Below are 15283 nucleotides of genomic sequence, written 5' to 3'. Positions count from 1 at the left end.
TCACGCTCCCTTCTTCGCGCGGCGTTCGGTCGGCTGGGTCACCCGGTCGAGCATCAGGCCGAGGCAGACGATCGCGGCGCCCGCCACCAGGCCGGTCGCCAGGTCGCCCTGTGCCAGGCCGAAGACGGTGTCGTAGCCGAGTGCGCCACCGCCGACCAGGCCGCCGATGACGACGACGGCGAGGACGAGGACCACGCCCTGGTTGACGGCGAGCAGCAACGCCGGGCGGGCGAGCGGGAGTTGCACCTGGCGCAGCTGCTGGGCGGGGGTCGCGCCGAGCGAGCGGGCCGACTCCAGGGCGGCCGGGTCGACCTGGCGCAGGCCCTGTGTGGTGATGCGGACGACGGCGGGCAGCGCGTAGACGACTGCGGCCGCCGCGGCGGGCGCGCGGCCCACGCCGAACAGCGCGACCACCGGGATCAGGTACACGAACTGCGGCATCGTCTGGAAGACGTCCAGGACGGGGCGCAGGGCCCGTTCGAAACGGTCGCTGCGGGCCGCCGCGATACCGATGGCGAAGCCCAGGACCAGGGTGACGGCGACGGCCGCCAGCACCTGGGAGAGCGTGTCGAGGGACGGCTGCCACACGCCGAGCACGCCGATCGCGGCCATGGCGAGGACCGCGGTGAGCGCTGTGCGCCAGGTGCCGATCAGCCAGGCCAGAGCGGCGACCACGAGCAGGACCGACCACCAGGGCAGCCCCTGCAGGCCGCTGCGGACCGGGTTCAGCACCCAGGTCGTGAAGTGGCCCGCCCAGTCGGCGGTGCCGCCCACGACGGGCACGCCCGAGTACAGGTGCGCGGTCATCCAGTCGACGGCACGGTTGACCGGCTCGGCGATGTTGAACGTCCAGGAGCCGGGCCAGTCGAGCCGGCCCGCCAGCCGTCCGGCGACCGCGACGGCCACGGCGGCGGCAGCAGCGTAGAGCCACGGCCTCAGGCTTGCGGGCTCCTCGCCGGCCTGCTCGCCCGCGGCGCCCGTCACGCGGTCCAGTACGACGGCGAGCAGGACGATCGGGATGCCGGCCGCGAGCGCAGCGCCCACGTCGACGGAGGCCAGCGCCTGGTAGACGCGGTCACCGAGACCGCCCGCGCCGATGACGGAGGCGATGACGGCCATCGACAGCGCCATCATGATCGTCTGGTTGAGGCCGAGGAGGAGCTCCTTGCGGGCCAGCGGGATCCGCGCGGTCAGCAGGCGCTGGCGCGCGGTGGCACCGAGCGAGTCGACCGCCTCCAGGACCTCCTTGTCGGCACCCTGCAGACCGAGGGCGGTGAGGCGGGCCATCGGCGGGGCGGCGTAGACGACGGTGGCGAGGACGGCGGCGGGCACGCCCATGCCGAACACCAGGACGACGGGCAGCAGATACGCGTAGGCGGGCAGCACCTGCATGGTGTCGAGGACCGGACGCAGCCCGCGGTCGAGACGGTCGGAGAGCCCGGCGGCGAGCCCGAGGACCACTCCGACGACGACCGACACGAGCACGGCGACCACCATGAGCGCGAGCGTCTGCATGGTCGGCACCCACATGCCGAGCAGACCGCAGGCGAGGAACGCTGCCGCTGTGCCCAGGGCGAGCCTGATGCCGGCGACCCGCCAGGCGACGAGGGCTCCAATCGCCGTGACGCCGGCCCAGCCCGCGGCGAGGAGCACCAGGTACACGGCGCGTACGGAGATCACCACCGCGTTGCTGATGTAGCCGAAGAAGTAGAGGAACAGGGGGTTGCTGTCCCGGTTGTCGATGATCCAGTTGCTGGCGCTGGTGAGGGGTTTGGTGAGGTCGACGGTGAGGGCGGCGGGCCAACTGCCGCTTGCCCAGCGGGCGTTGGCGAGGGGGACGAGGATTGCGGCGGCGAGGGCGAGGAAGGTGAGCTTGGCGACGGCTCGGTGCCTCAGGACGCCGGGGAGGGTGACACGAGGGGGCGTTGCAGTGACCGTTGCCATCAGACGGCCTCCGTGGTGGTCGGGGGCGGGGTCGCCGGGCCGCGCTCGGCGGGTGCCGCTTTCTGTGGGACGGGTGCCGCCCCGGCGGGACGACTGCCCGCAGCTGCGGCGGCGGATGGGCCGGCCACGACTCCGAGCAGTGCGTCCGCGTCCACGACTCCCAGGCAGTGGCCGTCCTCCACCACGCAGGCCGCCTGGCCGCTGTCGGCGACGATCTTGATGGCTTCGGCGACGACTTCGTTCGCGGCAATGGCGTGGGGGTGATCCGGCCCCTCGCACTCCCCCGCCCGCATGGCCGTGCGTACGGTCATGACCTGCTCACGGGAGACGTCCCGGACGAACTCGCGGACGTAGTCGTCGGCCGGGCTGCCCACGATCTCCTCGGGGGTACCCAGCTGGACGACCCGGCCGTCACGCATCAGCGCGATGCGGTCGCCGAGCTTCAGCGCCTCGTTCAGGTCGTGGGTGATGAAGACCATCGTGCGGCCCTCCTCGCGGTGCAGGCGGACCACCTCCTCCTGCATGTCCCGCCGGATCAGCGGGTCGAGGGCGCTGAACGGCTCGTCGAAGAGCAGGACCTCGGGGTCGACGGCCAGGGCGCGGGCGAGACCCACGCGCTGCCGCTGACCGCCGGACAGCTGGCTCGGGCGGCGCTGCTCCATGCCGTCCAGGCCGACCTTGGCGACGACCTCCTGGGCGCGTGCACGCCGCTCGGACTTGCTCACGCCCTGGATCTCCAGGCCGTACGCCACGTTGTCGAGGACCGTGCGGTGCGGAAGGAGGCCGAAGTGCTGGAAGACCATGGCGGCGCGGTGGCGGCGCAGTTCGCGCAGCCGGGACTTGTCCATGGCGCGCACGTCCTCGCCGTCGATGGCGATCGTGCCGGCCGTCGGCTCGATCAGCCGGGTCAGACAGCGCACCAGCGTGGACTTGCCGGAGCCGGACAGGCCCATCACCACGAACACCTCCCCCTTGCGCACGTCGAAGGAGACGTCACGCACGGCGGCGGTGCAGCCCGTGCGGGCGCGGAGCTCGGCGGGTTCCAGCGAGGTCAGTCCGGGATCGGCGGGGACGCGGTCGGCCTTCGGGCCGAACACCTTCCACAGTCCCTCGACGGAAAACACCGGCGTATTCGTCTTCGTCGCGGTCATCACGCATCACTTCCGATCAGGTCTACGGCTTTCTCCCCGACCATGAGCACTCCGATCATCGGGTTCACGGCGGTCATGGTCGGGAACACGGAGGCGTCCGCGATACGGATGCCGTCCAGACCGCGGATCCTCAACTGCGGGTCGACGACGGCCAGTTCGTCGTCGCTCGAACCCATACGGCAGGTGCCCGCCGGGTGGTACACGGTGTGCGCGACGCTGCGGGCGTACACGCTCAGCTCCTCGTCGCCCGTGATGTGCGGGCCGGGGGCCACCTCACGCTTGAGCCAGCCGGCCAGCGGCTCGGTCGCGGCGATCTCGCGGGCGATGCGGATGCCGTCGACCAGGGTGCGGCCGTCGTAGTCGTCCTCGTCCGTGAAGTAACGGAAGTCGAGGGCGGGCTTGTCCGACGGGTCGGCGCTGGTGAGGTACAGCCGGCCGCGGCTCTTCGGCTTCGGGATGTTGGGCGTCATCGAGACGCCGTACCTCGGCCGTTCGTAGCCGATCCGCTCCGGGTTGTCCGTGAAGGGCACCTGGTAGAAGTGGAACATCAGGTCCGGGCCCTGGTGTTCGGGGTCGCGCTGGACGAACAACCCGGCGTCGCTGTCCATCGCGGAGTTCTCCGGGAGGGGGCCGTGGGTCTCCCAGACGATCACCGACTCGGGGTGGTCGAGCAGGTTCTCGCCGACGCCCGGCAGGTCGACCGCCACGGGTATGCCGAGCGCCTCCAGGTCCTGCCGGGGACCGATGCCCGAGTGCAGCAGCAGCCGCGGGGAGTCGACGGCACCGGCACAGAGCAGGACCTCGTTCCGCGCCCGTACGAGAATCTCCTCGCCGTCCTTCGTACGGACGTGCACGCCCTCGGCCCGGGTGCCGTTCAGCTCCAGCCGGTACGCCCAGGTCTCCAGGAGGATCGTCAGGTTCTCGCGCTCGTCCATCACAGGGTGCAGATACGCCACCGAAGCCGACGACCGCTTGTTGTTCTCGGGGTGGTAGGCGAGGTCGAAGAAGCCGACTCCCTCGGTGAACGGCGAGCGGTTGAAGCCCTCGATCCGGGGGACACCGACCGCGTGCTGCGCGGCGTCGACGAAGTCGTGTGCGATGTCGTTCCGGTCCTTCTCGTCGACCGGGACGATGTTGTTCAGCAGCCGGGCGTAGTACGCCTCCATCGGCACCGCGCCCCAGCCCTTGGCACCGGCCTCCTCCCACTCGTCCCAGTCGGACGGCAGCGGCTTGAAGGCGATCAGCGTGTTGTGCGAGGAGCAGCCACCGAGCACACGGGCCCGGCTGTGCCGGATGTGCGAGTTGCCGCGGGGCTGCTCGGTGGTGGGGTAGTCGTAGTCCAGCTCGCCGCCAAGAAGGCCCATCCAGCGGCGCAACGTCAGCACGTCCTCACGTCCGACGTCACTGGGCCCGCCCTCGATGACGGCAACGGTGACGTCCGGGTTCTCGGTGAGCCGGGACGCTATGACGGAGCCGGCGGTGCCGCCTCCGATGACGACGTAGTCGTAGATCTGGGTGTTCTCGGACATGGGGGTGGTAACTCCAGGGGGGATCGAACGCGCCCCAAAGGGGCGCGGGGCTGTGTCGATGTGCGGCTCCGCCGCGTGGGCGCGAACAGCCACAACGACGCTGCAGACGACCGACAACCGTCGCGGCACATCCGTAGTCGCACAGTTGACCCAGGTACTAACCGGCGAACCAGCGGACCGCCTTCGGCGCGAGGTTCTGGTAGACGTGCTTCGTCTCGCGGTACTCGGCGAGCCCGGCAGGGCCAAGCTCGCGCCCCGTGCCGCTCTTGCCGAAGCCGCCCCACTCCGCCTGCGGAAGGTAGGGGTGGAAGTCGTTGATCCAAACGGTGCCGTGCCGCAGCCGGCCGGCGACCCTGCGGGCCCGCCCCGCGTCCGCGGTCCACACGGCCCCCGCAAGGCCGTACTCGGTGTCGTTCGCGAGGGCGACGGCCTCGTCCTCGGTGCGGAAGGTCTCCACGGTGAGAACAGGCCCGAAGACCTCTTCGCGCACGACGCGCATCTCGCGATGGCACTGGTCGAGGACGGTCGGCTCGTAGAAGTAGCCGTCCGCGGGGCGTTCCGGCGACGGCTCCGGGCGCTTGCCGCCGGTCCGCAGCACCGCGCCCTCGGCGAGCGCGGAGGCAACGTACGCCTCGACCTTGGCGCGCTGCTGCGCGGAGACGAGGGGGCCGCACTCGACGCCGTCCTCGGTGCCGCGGCCCAGGCGGATCCGGGCGGCCCGGCGGGCGAGCTCGGCGACGAAACGCTCCCGTACGGACTCCTCGACGATGAGGCGGGAGCCGGCCGAGCAGACCTGGCCGCTGTGGATGAAGGCCGCGTTCAGGGCCTGGTCGACGGCGGTGTCGAACCCTTCGTCCGTCGCGCAGGCGTCGGCGAAGACGACGTTGGGGTTCTTGCCGCCGAGTTCCAGGGCGACCTTCTTGACGCTCGGGGCGGCGGCCTGCGCGACCTTGGTGCCGCTGACCAGGCCGCCGGTGAAGGAGACCAGGTCGACGTCGGGGTGCTCGGCGAGTCGGGCGCCGACGGTGTGGCCGGGGCCGGTGACGATGCCCGCGACGCCAGTGGGGAGCCCGGCCTCGGAGAGCAGGTCGATGAGCGCGATGGTGGTGAGCGGGGTGATCTCGCTCGGTTTGATCACGAAGGTGTTGCCCGCCGCGAGAGCCGGGGCGATCTTCCAGCTGGCCTGGAGAAGGGGGTAGTTCCAGGGCGTGATCAGCGCGCAGACGCCGACGGGCTCGTGCACGACGACGCTGTGGATGTCGGGCGAGCCCGCGTCGACGACCCGGCCGGGAGCCTCGCCGGCCACCAGGTCGGCGAAGTAGCGGAAGGCGTCGGCGACGCAGTCGATGTCGACCCGGCCCTCTTCGGCGGTCTTGCCGGCGTCGCGGCTCTCCAGCAGTCCGAGCCGCTCGCGGTCGCGCACGAGGAGGTCGGCGACGCGGCGCAGCAGCGCGGCACGCTCGGCCACGGGGGTGCGGGGCCAGTCGCCGTGGTCGAACGCGCGCCGGGCGGCCGCGACCGCCAGGTCCGTGTCCTTCTCGTCACCCTCCGCAACCAGAGCGAAGCCCTGGCCGTCCGCGGGGTCGATGATCTCGCGCGTGGCACCGGAGAAGGCCTCTCGCCATTCCCCTGCCACGTGGATGGTCGCCTGCGCGTCCAGCCCCTGGGTTTCCGCTCTCTCCGCCATGATCCGTATTGCCTTCCGTTCCTGTTCGGTGCCCCTGAGTGACACATGTGTCCCTCACGAGGACCGTGAGCGCCTGCCCCCCGCCTCCGGTTGCATGCGCAATCCATGGCGGAAAGTGCGCTGCGTCACTGAAAATGCGGGCAAATGGGGCGGAATAGGAGCGGATTGGAACGGAGAGCAGTCAGTCGACCCCCGGATCCGCGTCGCAGGTCGTGTAGGGCGGGCAGAACCAGTCCAACGCCGTGGTGAGGTCGGCGAGCTGGTCGTCGTGGCTGTCGGAGTCGGGGCCGTACGAGGCGATGGCGTAGATGTTGCCGTCCGCCGCGACGAAGCGCTCGTCGTAGACGTGCCAGGTGCCGATGTCGGGCTCGCCCTTGATCGTGTCGGCCTGGTACTCCAGCCGTGAGCCGGTGAACTCGCCGTCGTCGAGCTTCTGCAGATCGAGCTTCTTGAAACCGGCGGGCTTGGGGGTCTGGTCGGACAGATACAGCTTGAAGGAGGCGTCGGGGGACGACTCCTGCACCTGGTACACCTGCAGCCGGTGTTCCCGGTCGGCGCTGCGGTAGTTGACCACGGCCATCCCGTACACCGAGGCGACGCTGCTGCGCGACCACCCCTCGGGTATCGCGATCCGGAACCCCTCCGTGTCGTCCCGCAGCTCGTATCCCGCGGGCGGCGCGGAGGCCGAGGGGGACGGCGATCCCGTGTTGTCGGCGAACGGCGACTGCGACACGTCCGGCGATGCGGAGGCTGTGGAGGACGAGGCGGAACTCGCCGCCACCGGCTTCTTCCCCGCCCCGTCGTCCTTCCCGACCACCAGGGTCAGTACGAGGCTCACGGCGACCCCGACCACGGCGGCACCGACGACCACGGACCAGACGAGCCGCCGGTTGAGCCCTGCGGCGGGGGCGGGGGCGGGGAGCGGCTCGGGGGGCGGCCAGGAGGCACCACTGGACCACTCCGGCACGGTGCCCTCGGCGCCCGGACCGTGCCAGGCGCTGTCCGCACCGCTGCCGGGCCAGACCTGCGCCCCCACGGTGGGAGTCCCGGGCCCCACAGGGGGAGTCTGCGTCCCCACGGTGGGAGTCGAGGCCGGGGGCGCCGGGTAGGCCGGTCCGGTGGCCGGCGTCCCCTCCTCCGGCGGCGTCGGCAGCGTGGGCTCGGCCGCCGGGCTGCCGCCCGTGCCGTCCTCCCAGCGCTGGGTGTCCTCGTTCCAGTACCGCTGTCCCCCGCTCATCGTGTACCTCTCACCGCCCCAGAAGGCCGGCCAGGGCGCCGGCGGAGGAGAGGAAGGTGACCAGTGCCTGGGAGTCGGTGAGCAGTTCCCGCAGACGCTGGCGGCGCGTGGGCCCCGCCTGACCGGTGCTGGTGATCTCGGTCTCCGTGTCGGCGAGCGCCTCGCCCAGCGCGACCGTCTGCTCGGTGCTGTTCACCAGCGCCAGGTCTTCCCGCAACTTCCTTACGGCTGCGAGGAGTTGCCGGGTCGCCTCGTCCGGCTGTGCTCCCGTGCCCTGGTGCACATGGCTCTCGGCGCTTGCGTTGTTGCCGGCGGCGACCGCGTTGCCGTTGCCCGAGATGTCACCGATATGGATGCTCGGCTGTTCACTGGCCATTGCTGTCGGCCCCCTTCTGCGGCGCCGCGCCGCCCGAGAAACTGGAACCCGAGTAGCTGGACGACGAGGCGGCGCTCTGCATGCCCGCCGCGATCGAGTTGTTGCTGCCCGAGATGTTGCCGATGTGGACGTCGCCGTTGCTGATGTTCACGATCTTCTGCATGAACTCCCCGGTCTCGTAACCGGCTTCGGCGAGCGCGGCCCGCACCCCGTTGGCGACACGGTCCTGCACGCTCTTCAGATAGCGCGCCACGTCCATCTCCTGGAAGAGCGAACCGGCCTGCACCGAACCCAGTTCGCGCACCGACAGCGCCGGGCCGTCGGGCAGCGCGCCCGCATAGCCGCCGGTCAGCAGCCGCCACACGTACACCAGGCCGCGGCCGAGCTGGGCGAACGAGCGCCCCGCCGACGCGGGCACCAGGACGACGGCGCCGGCCGCCTTGCCGAGCACGTTGTTGTTCCGGAACCGGTGCGCCGTACGGTCGGCGTCCTTGAAGTCGGTCCGCACCGGCGTCAGCACATGCGGCGCCACCTCCAGCATCAGCATCCGGCCCTGGGTGTGGATGCGCACGAAGACCGTGACGACCAGCTCCTCCTCCCAGCCGCCGACGCGGATGCGCAGGAAGTGCCGTCGCTTCTCGGCGCCCTCCTCGACCGCCCTCGCGCGGTGCTCCTCGAAGGCCTGCGGGGTGTACGGCGCCTGGTCCCGGGTGAGCAGCCCCTCCGCGGGCAGGAACACGCACTCGTCGATCTCCAGCCAGCGCAGCCGGTCGCGGACGCCGGGGCCCGCGTACTCGGCGGGGACGCGGAGCTGTTCGAGCAGCGGGCGGATCCGCTTCAGGACCGTGCCGTTGCTGAGCGGCTGCTGCTTCTCCAGCTTGTCCGGCTTCAGCTCGACGGCCAGCACCCAGGTGTTGTAGGCCGCTCCGGCCCCGCAGAACGGACGCGCCTCGTGGTACATGACCAGCGGCGCGTGCTGCTCGACCCGGATGCGCTGCTTCAGCCGCTGGAAGCGGGCGTTCTCAGCCTGCTCTGCAGGGTCGGAGGCGGCGTCCGGGAAGCGCTGCGGGGAGAGCTCGGCGGCCAGTGCACGGCTGAACTGGTGGCGCTGGGAGTGCACGCACCAGGCGATGAGCGCGAACACGGCGAGCGTGAGCCAGGCCTGCCACGGCTTGATCACGTCGGCGATGTCGCTCGGCGAGAACACCTCGCCGACGCTCGGCGAGTCCGAGTAGCCGTAGCCGTAGTCGGAGCTGTACGAGCCGTAGGAGGGACTGTCGTCCGAACCGCCGCCGAACGCGGCGACGACGATCAGGACCAGCACCACCGCGAAGAACGAACGGCCCCACCAGCGGACGAGGAACGCGGCGACCAGGCGGTACCACGGCGGCTGTTCGCCACGGCCCCTGATCCACGGTGCGAGGGCGAGCAGCACACTCGGCCAGAGGAAGAAGAGGAGCAGGCCTCCGCTGACGGCCGAGCCGACCACCCACAGCCCGATGATCGCCCCGGCCCACAGCAGCTCCTGGCGGCGGGCGCGCAGGGCGTGCGCGAGAACGCGGGCGGCGTCGAAGCCGAGCGAGGGCGCCACGATCCGCTGCTCGTTGAGGTGCAGTTCCTCGATCACGCGGTCGCGGTATCCGGAATCCAGATAGGTGCCCGCGCACAGCAGCCGGGTCGCCTCGCTGGCGTGCGGAGGGGTGGGCGGTGGTGTGGGTGGCGCCCCTGCGGGCGTCGTCGGCTGCGGTTGCTGTGGCACATAAGCGGTGCTCACGCGAACTCCCCCGATGCGTGGAAAGACCGTTGTCAGACGTTCAGTTGACAAACCATCAGCATAGAGGGGCTGGTGGGACGGGCGGAAGCGGAATGCCAAGGGATGGACTCCCCCATATTCTTTGACTAAGGTCAAAGAATATGGAGCCAGGACGTACGGAGCCGGTCTCGACGGAGCAGGTGGCGGCGCTCCGCCGGTTCAACCGCTACTTCACGCGCCGTATCGGTGCGCTGGACGACCACTACCTCGGCCAGGACCGCCCGCTCGGCGAGGCCCGCCTGCTGTTCGAGATCGCCGGGAAACCGGGCGGGGTCTCACTCCGGGAAATCAGGAGCCACCTCGGGCTGGACGCCGGGTATCTGAGCCGCATGGCCAGGGCGCTCGAGACACAGGGCCTGGTCCGGCTCAGCGTCCACCCGGACGACAACCGGCTGCGCATGGTCGAGCCGACGCCCGCCGGACGCGTCGAGGTCAAGGAGCAGAACCGCCGGGCCAACGCGCTCGCGGCAGGCCTGCTGGACACCCTCACCCCCGGGCAGCGCATGCAGCTGATCGAGGCGATGACCACCTCGCAGCGCCTGCTGCGCCTGGCCGCCATCACCGTCGAACTCGTCGACGGCGCCGCCCCGGACGCCCGCGCCTGCCTGGACGCGTACGCCGCCGACATCGACGCACGCTTCCCCGAGGGTTTCGACAAGTCCGACCTGGTGGGGCCGGAGGAGGTGTCCGCTCAGGCGGGCGCGTTCTTCGTCGCGTACGAGGAGGGCCGCCCGGTGGGCTGCGGCGCGCTGCGGCGCCTGGAACCCGGCGTCGGCGAGATCCGGCACGTGTGGGTGCACCCGGAGGCCCGGCGCCTCGGCCTCGCCCGCCGGATCCTCGGCGCACTGGAGGAGGAGGCGGCCGCGCGCGGCTGCACCGTCGTACGCCTGGACACCCACGCGAGCCTCACCGAGGCGCAGGCGATGTACCGGGCGTCCGGCTACACGGAGATCCCCGCCTACGTCGACCACGTCTACGGCGACCACTGGTTCGAGAAGCGTCTACCCGGCCCGGCCGGCTGACCACTGGGCCAGCAACTCCCGCACCGTCCGCCGCAGCCAGGCGGGCGCCGGGTGGGGTCGCGATCGTGCCGCCGATCGTCGGCATGGCGCTCGTCCCGAAGCCGGCGGCGCGCTGGGCGTCACGCCCGCGCCCCGGTCATCGGCGCTGGGCTCGCACTGATCGGGCTCGGCCTGCTCGGCGAGTCCACCGCGGCGCGACCACGCCCTACGCCCTGTACGCCTGCCGGCTTCTCGTCATCTCGGCCGGCGCGGGCCTGTCCATGCCGGCCCTCACCCTCGGCGTCGTCACGTCCCTCCCCGCCCACCAGGCGCGCCTCGGCTCCGGCCCCGGCACCTCGGCCCGCGAGATCGGCGCGGCCCTCGGCGTCGCCGTCACCGGCACGGTCCTGGCCTCCCACCCCGGCTTCACCGACGGCATGGGCCCGGCCCTGCGGACGGTGGGCGTGCTGGTCCTGGCGGCAACGGCGGTGGTCGTGGCCGGCCACCGCGGAAGCGCCGGCCCCTCTCGTACGGCTGCCTCGCCCGCCCCCGCCAAGCAGCCCGTCCCGTGACCGTGAGGGTCTACGAACAGTCGGCCCCCGCGGGGCAGAAGTACCGCACCGCCATCGCCAACGGCCCCCGCACCAGCTCGGGATCGAGTTCCGCGGGCCCACTGGACCGGATCGCGTACAGCGTCCCGTCCACGGCCCGGAACCGATGGTCGATCACCTGCCGAGCACCCTTTTCCTCGTCGTCGTAGCGATACACCAGCTCCGCCCAGGTGTCGCCGCGATCGCGTTCGACGACCCGGTAGCCGGGCTGGGCCGCGAAGCCGTAACCCGGGTCGGTCTCCGCGAGGGTCAGGGACTCGTAGGGAGTGGACTCGGTGACCTCGAAGATCTGCAGCTGGCGGCCGTCGGCGGGGGCGTCGTAGAAGACGACCGGCGCGAGTTTGCCCTGCTTCTCGCGGCGGGTCCAGCCCTGGGGGACGTCGATCCCGTAGCCGACGGGGTCCTGGGTGTGGCGGTAGCCGGCCGAGGGGGACGAGGACGCCAGGAGCGAGGCGGACGCGGTGGGAGTGGGAGTGGGCGTCGGGCTCGGCGGCGGGGTCGTGGTGACCGTGACGCCGGCACTCGTCGCGGGCGCGGCCCCGGTGCCGTGCGCGTGGTCGCGGGTGAGGTACCAGGCGCCTGCTCCGGAGCCCGCGCCGAGGACGAGCGTGGCCGTGAGGACGGCCAGGACACGGCGGGCTCTCCGGCCCGGGTTCGCCGGAGGCGGTGGTGGCGGCCAGGTCGGCGGCAGGACGCCGCCTGTGTGGGTCGGCGCAAAGGCCCAGGGCGGTGGTGCCTGGCCCGCCTGCGTCTCGGCCGACGACCAGGGTGGTGGAGTTGCCGGCTGCTGGGCGGCCCAGGCCGCCTGGCCTCTCTCCTCGCTCGGTTCGCGCTCCGGTCCGGAACCGGAGCGGCCGTCGTCGTAGCCGTACGGACCGCTCATGACACACCACCCCATCGGAACCGGTTCTGACGGTAGCGGCGAAAACGGCCACGGGCCCCGTTCCGGAGAGAACCGGAACGGGGCCCGTGCAGGGTCGTGACAGAACCGTAAAGCCGTGCGGGCCAAGTCGGTTCAGATGAGGCCGAGACCGCGGACCGCCTCGCGCTCCTCCTCGAGCTCCTTCACGGAGGCGTCGATGCGGGCGCGGGAGAACTCGTTGATGTCCAGGCCCTGGACGATCTCGTACTGGCCGTCCTTGGTGGTGACCGGGAAGGAGGAGATCAGGCCCTCCGGGACGCCGTAGGAGCCGTCCGACGGGATGCCCATGGAGGTCCAGTCGCCGTCCGCCGTGCCGTTGACCCACGTGTACACGTGGTCGATGGCGGCGTTGGCGGCCGAGGCGGCCGAGGACGCGCCACGGGCCTCGATGATGGCGGCGCCGCGCTTGGCGACGGTCGGGATGAACTCCTCGGCCAGCCACTTCTCGTCGTTCACGGTCTCGGCGGCGTTCTTGCCGGCGACCGTGGCGTGGAAGATGTCCGGGTACTGGGTGGCGGAGTGGTTGCCCCAGATCGTCAGGCGCTTGATGTCGGCGACCGTCGAGCCCGTCTTCTTCGCGAGCTGGGTCAGCGCGCGGTTGTGGTCGAGGCGGGTCATCGCGGTGAAGCGCTCGGCCGGTACGTCCGGGGCGGCGGCCTGCGCGATGAGCGCGTTGGTGTTGGCCGGGTTGCCGACGACGAGGACCTTGATGTCGTCCGCGGCGTTGTCGTTGATGGCCTTGCCCTGCGGCTTGAAGATGCCGCCGTTGGCGGAGAGCAGGTCACCGCGCTCCATGCCCTTGGTGCGCGGGCGGGCGCCCACGAGGAGGGCGACGTTGGTGCCGTCGAAGGCGACGTTCGGGTCGTCCGTGATGTCGATGCCCTGCAGGAGCGGGAACGCGCAGTCGTCGAGCTCCATGGCGGTGCCCTCGGCGGCCTTCAGCGCGGGCGTGATCTCCAGCAGGCGCAGCTTGACCGGCACGTCCGCGCCGAGCAGCTGGCCGGAGGCGATGCGGAAGAGCAGGGCGTAACCGATCTGGCCGGCCGCGCCGGTGACGGTGACGTTCACGGGAGTGCGGGTCATGGCGTTCTCCGTATGACAGCTGGCGGTGGGCGTCCTTGCCCAGGGGTGCGGACTGCGGACGTACAAATGATCGATCTCTTGGTATCAAGAGATCCACCGGTCAGGCTATCGCGCATCCGGGATCCCGGACGTCCGGGTCCGTGTGGCCCGGCCCACAGAGTGAACCGGCGACTCAACCGGCTCAGAAGAAATGTGGGACGGGAGGAATAGTCGTCCCCATCCCGGGCACGCGAACCGTACCCCCACGGGAGTCCGGCACGGTCGGTCCCCCCACGGCGGCCGCCCCGTCCCCCCTCTCCCGGACGACGGGCGGCCGCCTCCTTCTTCTGCAACGCCGCTACTGCGTGCACCCCTTCTGCCCGGACGCCAGCGTCGCGCACGCCTTCGCCTCGCCCGCGTCCTTCACCGCGACCATCGGGGTGTAGGCGATGTTGTCCCCGGTGGCGGTGATGCTGTCGCTCTCCTTGGCCTTGCCGGCGGTCACCTGGACGGAGTCCCCCTGGGTGGCCTGGGTGATACGACCCCACGCCGCGCCGCAGGTCTTGCTGTACCGCACCTCGACCGTGCTCGTGCCGACGACGGCGGTCTTGGCGGTGGTGACCGAGGCGGCGTCCTTGGTACAGCCCATGGCCTCCGCGTCCTTGCCGGTGCAGGAGGCGCCGCTGCACTTCACCCCGGCCGGCAGGTCGGTGCGGGCGCTGACGGACGGAGAGGGCGAGGCGCCGCCCTCGTTCTTCCTGCCCGAGCCGTTGTCGGTCAGATAGAACACGGCGGCTATCACGACCAGTACGCCGACGAGACCCGCGAGGAACATCGTCAGCTTCCGCCTGCCACCACCGGAGGAGGAACCCCCACCGGTCCGCGGACCCTGCGGCGGCTCACCGACGGGGCTCGGCGTCTCGGGCGTCCAGCCGTGACCGCCGGCCGCCGGCTGCGACGCCGGAGCGGCGGCCCCGGGGGTACGCGCACCGGACGGCGCCGGACCCTTGTACCCGGCCAGCCCCCACGAGTTGGCGCCGGAGGAGCTCTCCGGCGCATCCGCCAAGGGCGATGCGCCGCTCTCCCGCACCGCGGCCGCCGCGTCCCGCACATCCGGGCCCGCCGGCTGCGGTGGCACCGTCGGTGCCACTCCCGCCGGTCCCGCGATGCCCGGCGTCGCCGTCGCGCTGCCGGACCTGCGGGCCGCCGTGGCGCCCTTGCTGCTCGCCTTGCCGCCTGCCTTGGCATTGGCGGGAGGCGCCCCGAACTCACCGAGCGCGGCGCGCGCCTGGGAGATGCGGATGGCCTCCATGGTCATGTCGTGGCGCATCTCCGAACGGCTCCAGGCACGCTCGGCGAGCTCCCACATGGTCGTCAGATGGATCGGGTTGGTACCGGTGACCTCGGCCAGCGCCACGATCGCGCCCTTGGGCGCGAGCAGCCGGCCGTTCAGATACCGCTCCCAGGACGTCTTGCTGTAGCCCGTGCGGTCGGCCACCGACGCGATGCTCAGGCCACTGCGGTCCACGAGCCGGCGCAGCTGGCTCGCGAACTCCCTGACCTGCGGATCGAGTTCGTCCGGCAAGGCCCTCCAACGAGGCATTGCTTCCCCCCTCTTCCCCCCGGTTGGTGCTGGTATTCCTCGCGTTCCCCCGCGCGTGGTGCCCGTTCTGGCTACCCACAGGGATGCGCCCAGTAAGGATCTCAGTTCCCGGGATGGGGGCGCACGGGAGCGTTCGGGGCCGTTCGGCATGCACCGTTGCACGCCCGCCCGGCCGTGGAGCCAGTGTCCCACCGGCGGCCCCCTCCGCCGCCCGGCCGGACCCGCCCACACTAGGGCCCTCGTCGAACAACCCCGTGTCAAATCCGCAAACTTGTCAATACATCGACACCGCAGACACACACGGACAACCTCGCCCGTCACGGGCGTATTCACCCCGCCCAAGGGCA

General features: G+C 71.5%; 12 protein-coding genes. 2 read left to right on the top strand and 10 right to left on the bottom strand.

The window, feature by feature from the left end; translation table 11 throughout:
• From EDD92_RS28955 to EDD92_RS28925, 7 genes are all read right to left on the bottom strand, one after another.
• Positions 1-1944, bottom strand: a complete 1944-nt coding sequence (locus EDD92_RS28955) for a proline/glycine betaine ABC transporter permease (protein ID WP_123967052.1) — start codon at positions 1942-1944, stop codon at positions 1-3.
• The gene (locus tag EDD92_RS28950) at positions 1944-3095 is read right to left on the bottom strand and encodes a glycine betaine/L-proline ABC transporter ATP-binding protein (protein WP_123967051.1); all 1152 of its coding nucleotides are present in this window, start codon (positions 3093-3095) and stop codon (positions 1944-1946) included. The genes EDD92_RS28955 and EDD92_RS28950 overlap by 1 nt, the downstream gene beginning before the upstream one ends.
• On the bottom strand, positions 3095-4624 hold the full coding sequence (locus tag EDD92_RS28945) for a GMC family oxidoreductase (RefSeq protein ID WP_123967050.1): 1530 nt from the start codon (positions 4622-4624) through the stop codon (positions 3095-3097). Before EDD92_RS28945 ends, EDD92_RS28950 begins: the two co-directional genes overlap by 1 nt.
• A gap of 157 nt (positions 4625-4781) precedes the next feature.
• Positions 4782-6311, bottom strand: a complete 1530-nt coding sequence (locus EDD92_RS28940; protein WP_123967049.1) for an aldehyde dehydrogenase family protein — start codon at positions 6309-6311, stop codon at positions 4782-4784.
• A gap of 181 nt (positions 6312-6492) precedes the next feature.
• Positions 6493-7548 carry a hypothetical protein gene (locus EDD92_RS51385; RefSeq protein WP_260326812.1) on the bottom strand — a complete coding sequence of 352 codons (1056 nt, stop codon included), beginning with the start codon at positions 7546-7548 and terminating at the stop codon, positions 6493-6495.
• A 10-nt stretch (positions 7549-7558) separates the two neighbouring features.
• Positions 7559-7924, bottom strand: coding sequence for a hypothetical protein (locus tag EDD92_RS28930; RefSeq protein WP_123967048.1), 366 nt, complete (start codon positions 7922-7924; stop codon positions 7559-7561).
• Positions 7914-9698 carry a hypothetical protein gene (locus tag EDD92_RS28925; protein WP_123967047.1) on the bottom strand — a complete coding sequence of 595 codons (1785 nt, stop codon included), beginning with the start codon at positions 9696-9698 and terminating at the stop codon, positions 7914-7916. Before EDD92_RS28925 ends, EDD92_RS28930 begins: the two co-directional genes overlap by 11 nt.
• A 140-nt stretch (positions 9699-9838) precedes the next feature.
• Between EDD92_RS28925 and EDD92_RS28920 the strand changes: the two genes are divergently transcribed.
• Both EDD92_RS28920 and EDD92_RS28915 read left to right on the top strand, forming a co-directional pair.
• Complete coding sequence (locus tag EDD92_RS28920; RefSeq protein WP_123967046.1) at positions 9839-10759, top strand: helix-turn-helix domain-containing GNAT family N-acetyltransferase; 921 nt, start codon at positions 9839-9841, stop codon at positions 10757-10759.
• Between the two features lie 65 nt (positions 10760-10824).
• Positions 10825-11310, top strand: a complete 486-nt coding sequence (locus EDD92_RS28915) for a hypothetical protein (protein ID WP_399184323.1) — start codon at positions 10825-10827, stop codon at positions 11308-11310.
• Between the two features lie 10 nt (positions 11311-11320).
• Here the strand turns inward: EDD92_RS28915 and EDD92_RS28910 are convergent, their stop codons facing one another.
• From EDD92_RS28910 to EDD92_RS28900, 3 genes are all read right to left on the bottom strand, one after another.
• On the bottom strand, positions 11321-12232 hold the full coding sequence (locus EDD92_RS28910) for a hypothetical protein (RefSeq protein WP_123967045.1): 912 nt from the start codon (positions 12230-12232) through the stop codon (positions 11321-11323).
• A gap of 132 nt (positions 12233-12364) precedes the next feature.
• Positions 12365-13354 carry a malate dehydrogenase gene (locus tag EDD92_RS28905; protein WP_030930180.1) on the bottom strand — a complete coding sequence of 330 codons (990 nt, stop codon included), beginning with the start codon at positions 13352-13354 and terminating at the stop codon, positions 12365-12367.
• Positions 13355-13691: 337 nt separating this feature from the next.
• Complete coding sequence (locus tag EDD92_RS28900; RefSeq protein ID WP_260326811.1) at positions 13692-14918, bottom strand: DUF2690 domain-containing protein; 1227 nt, start codon at positions 14916-14918, stop codon at positions 13692-13694.
• Positions 14919-15283: the final 365 nt, after the last annotated feature.

Origin of the sequence: Streptomyces sp. TLI_185, assembly GCF_003814765.1 — a bacterium.
Classification (GTDB): Bacteria; Actinomycetota; Actinomycetes; order Streptomycetales; family Streptomycetaceae; genus Streptomyces.
Note: the sequence above shows the minus strand (reverse complement) of the source record. Positions and strands in the feature narration are given on the sequence as shown.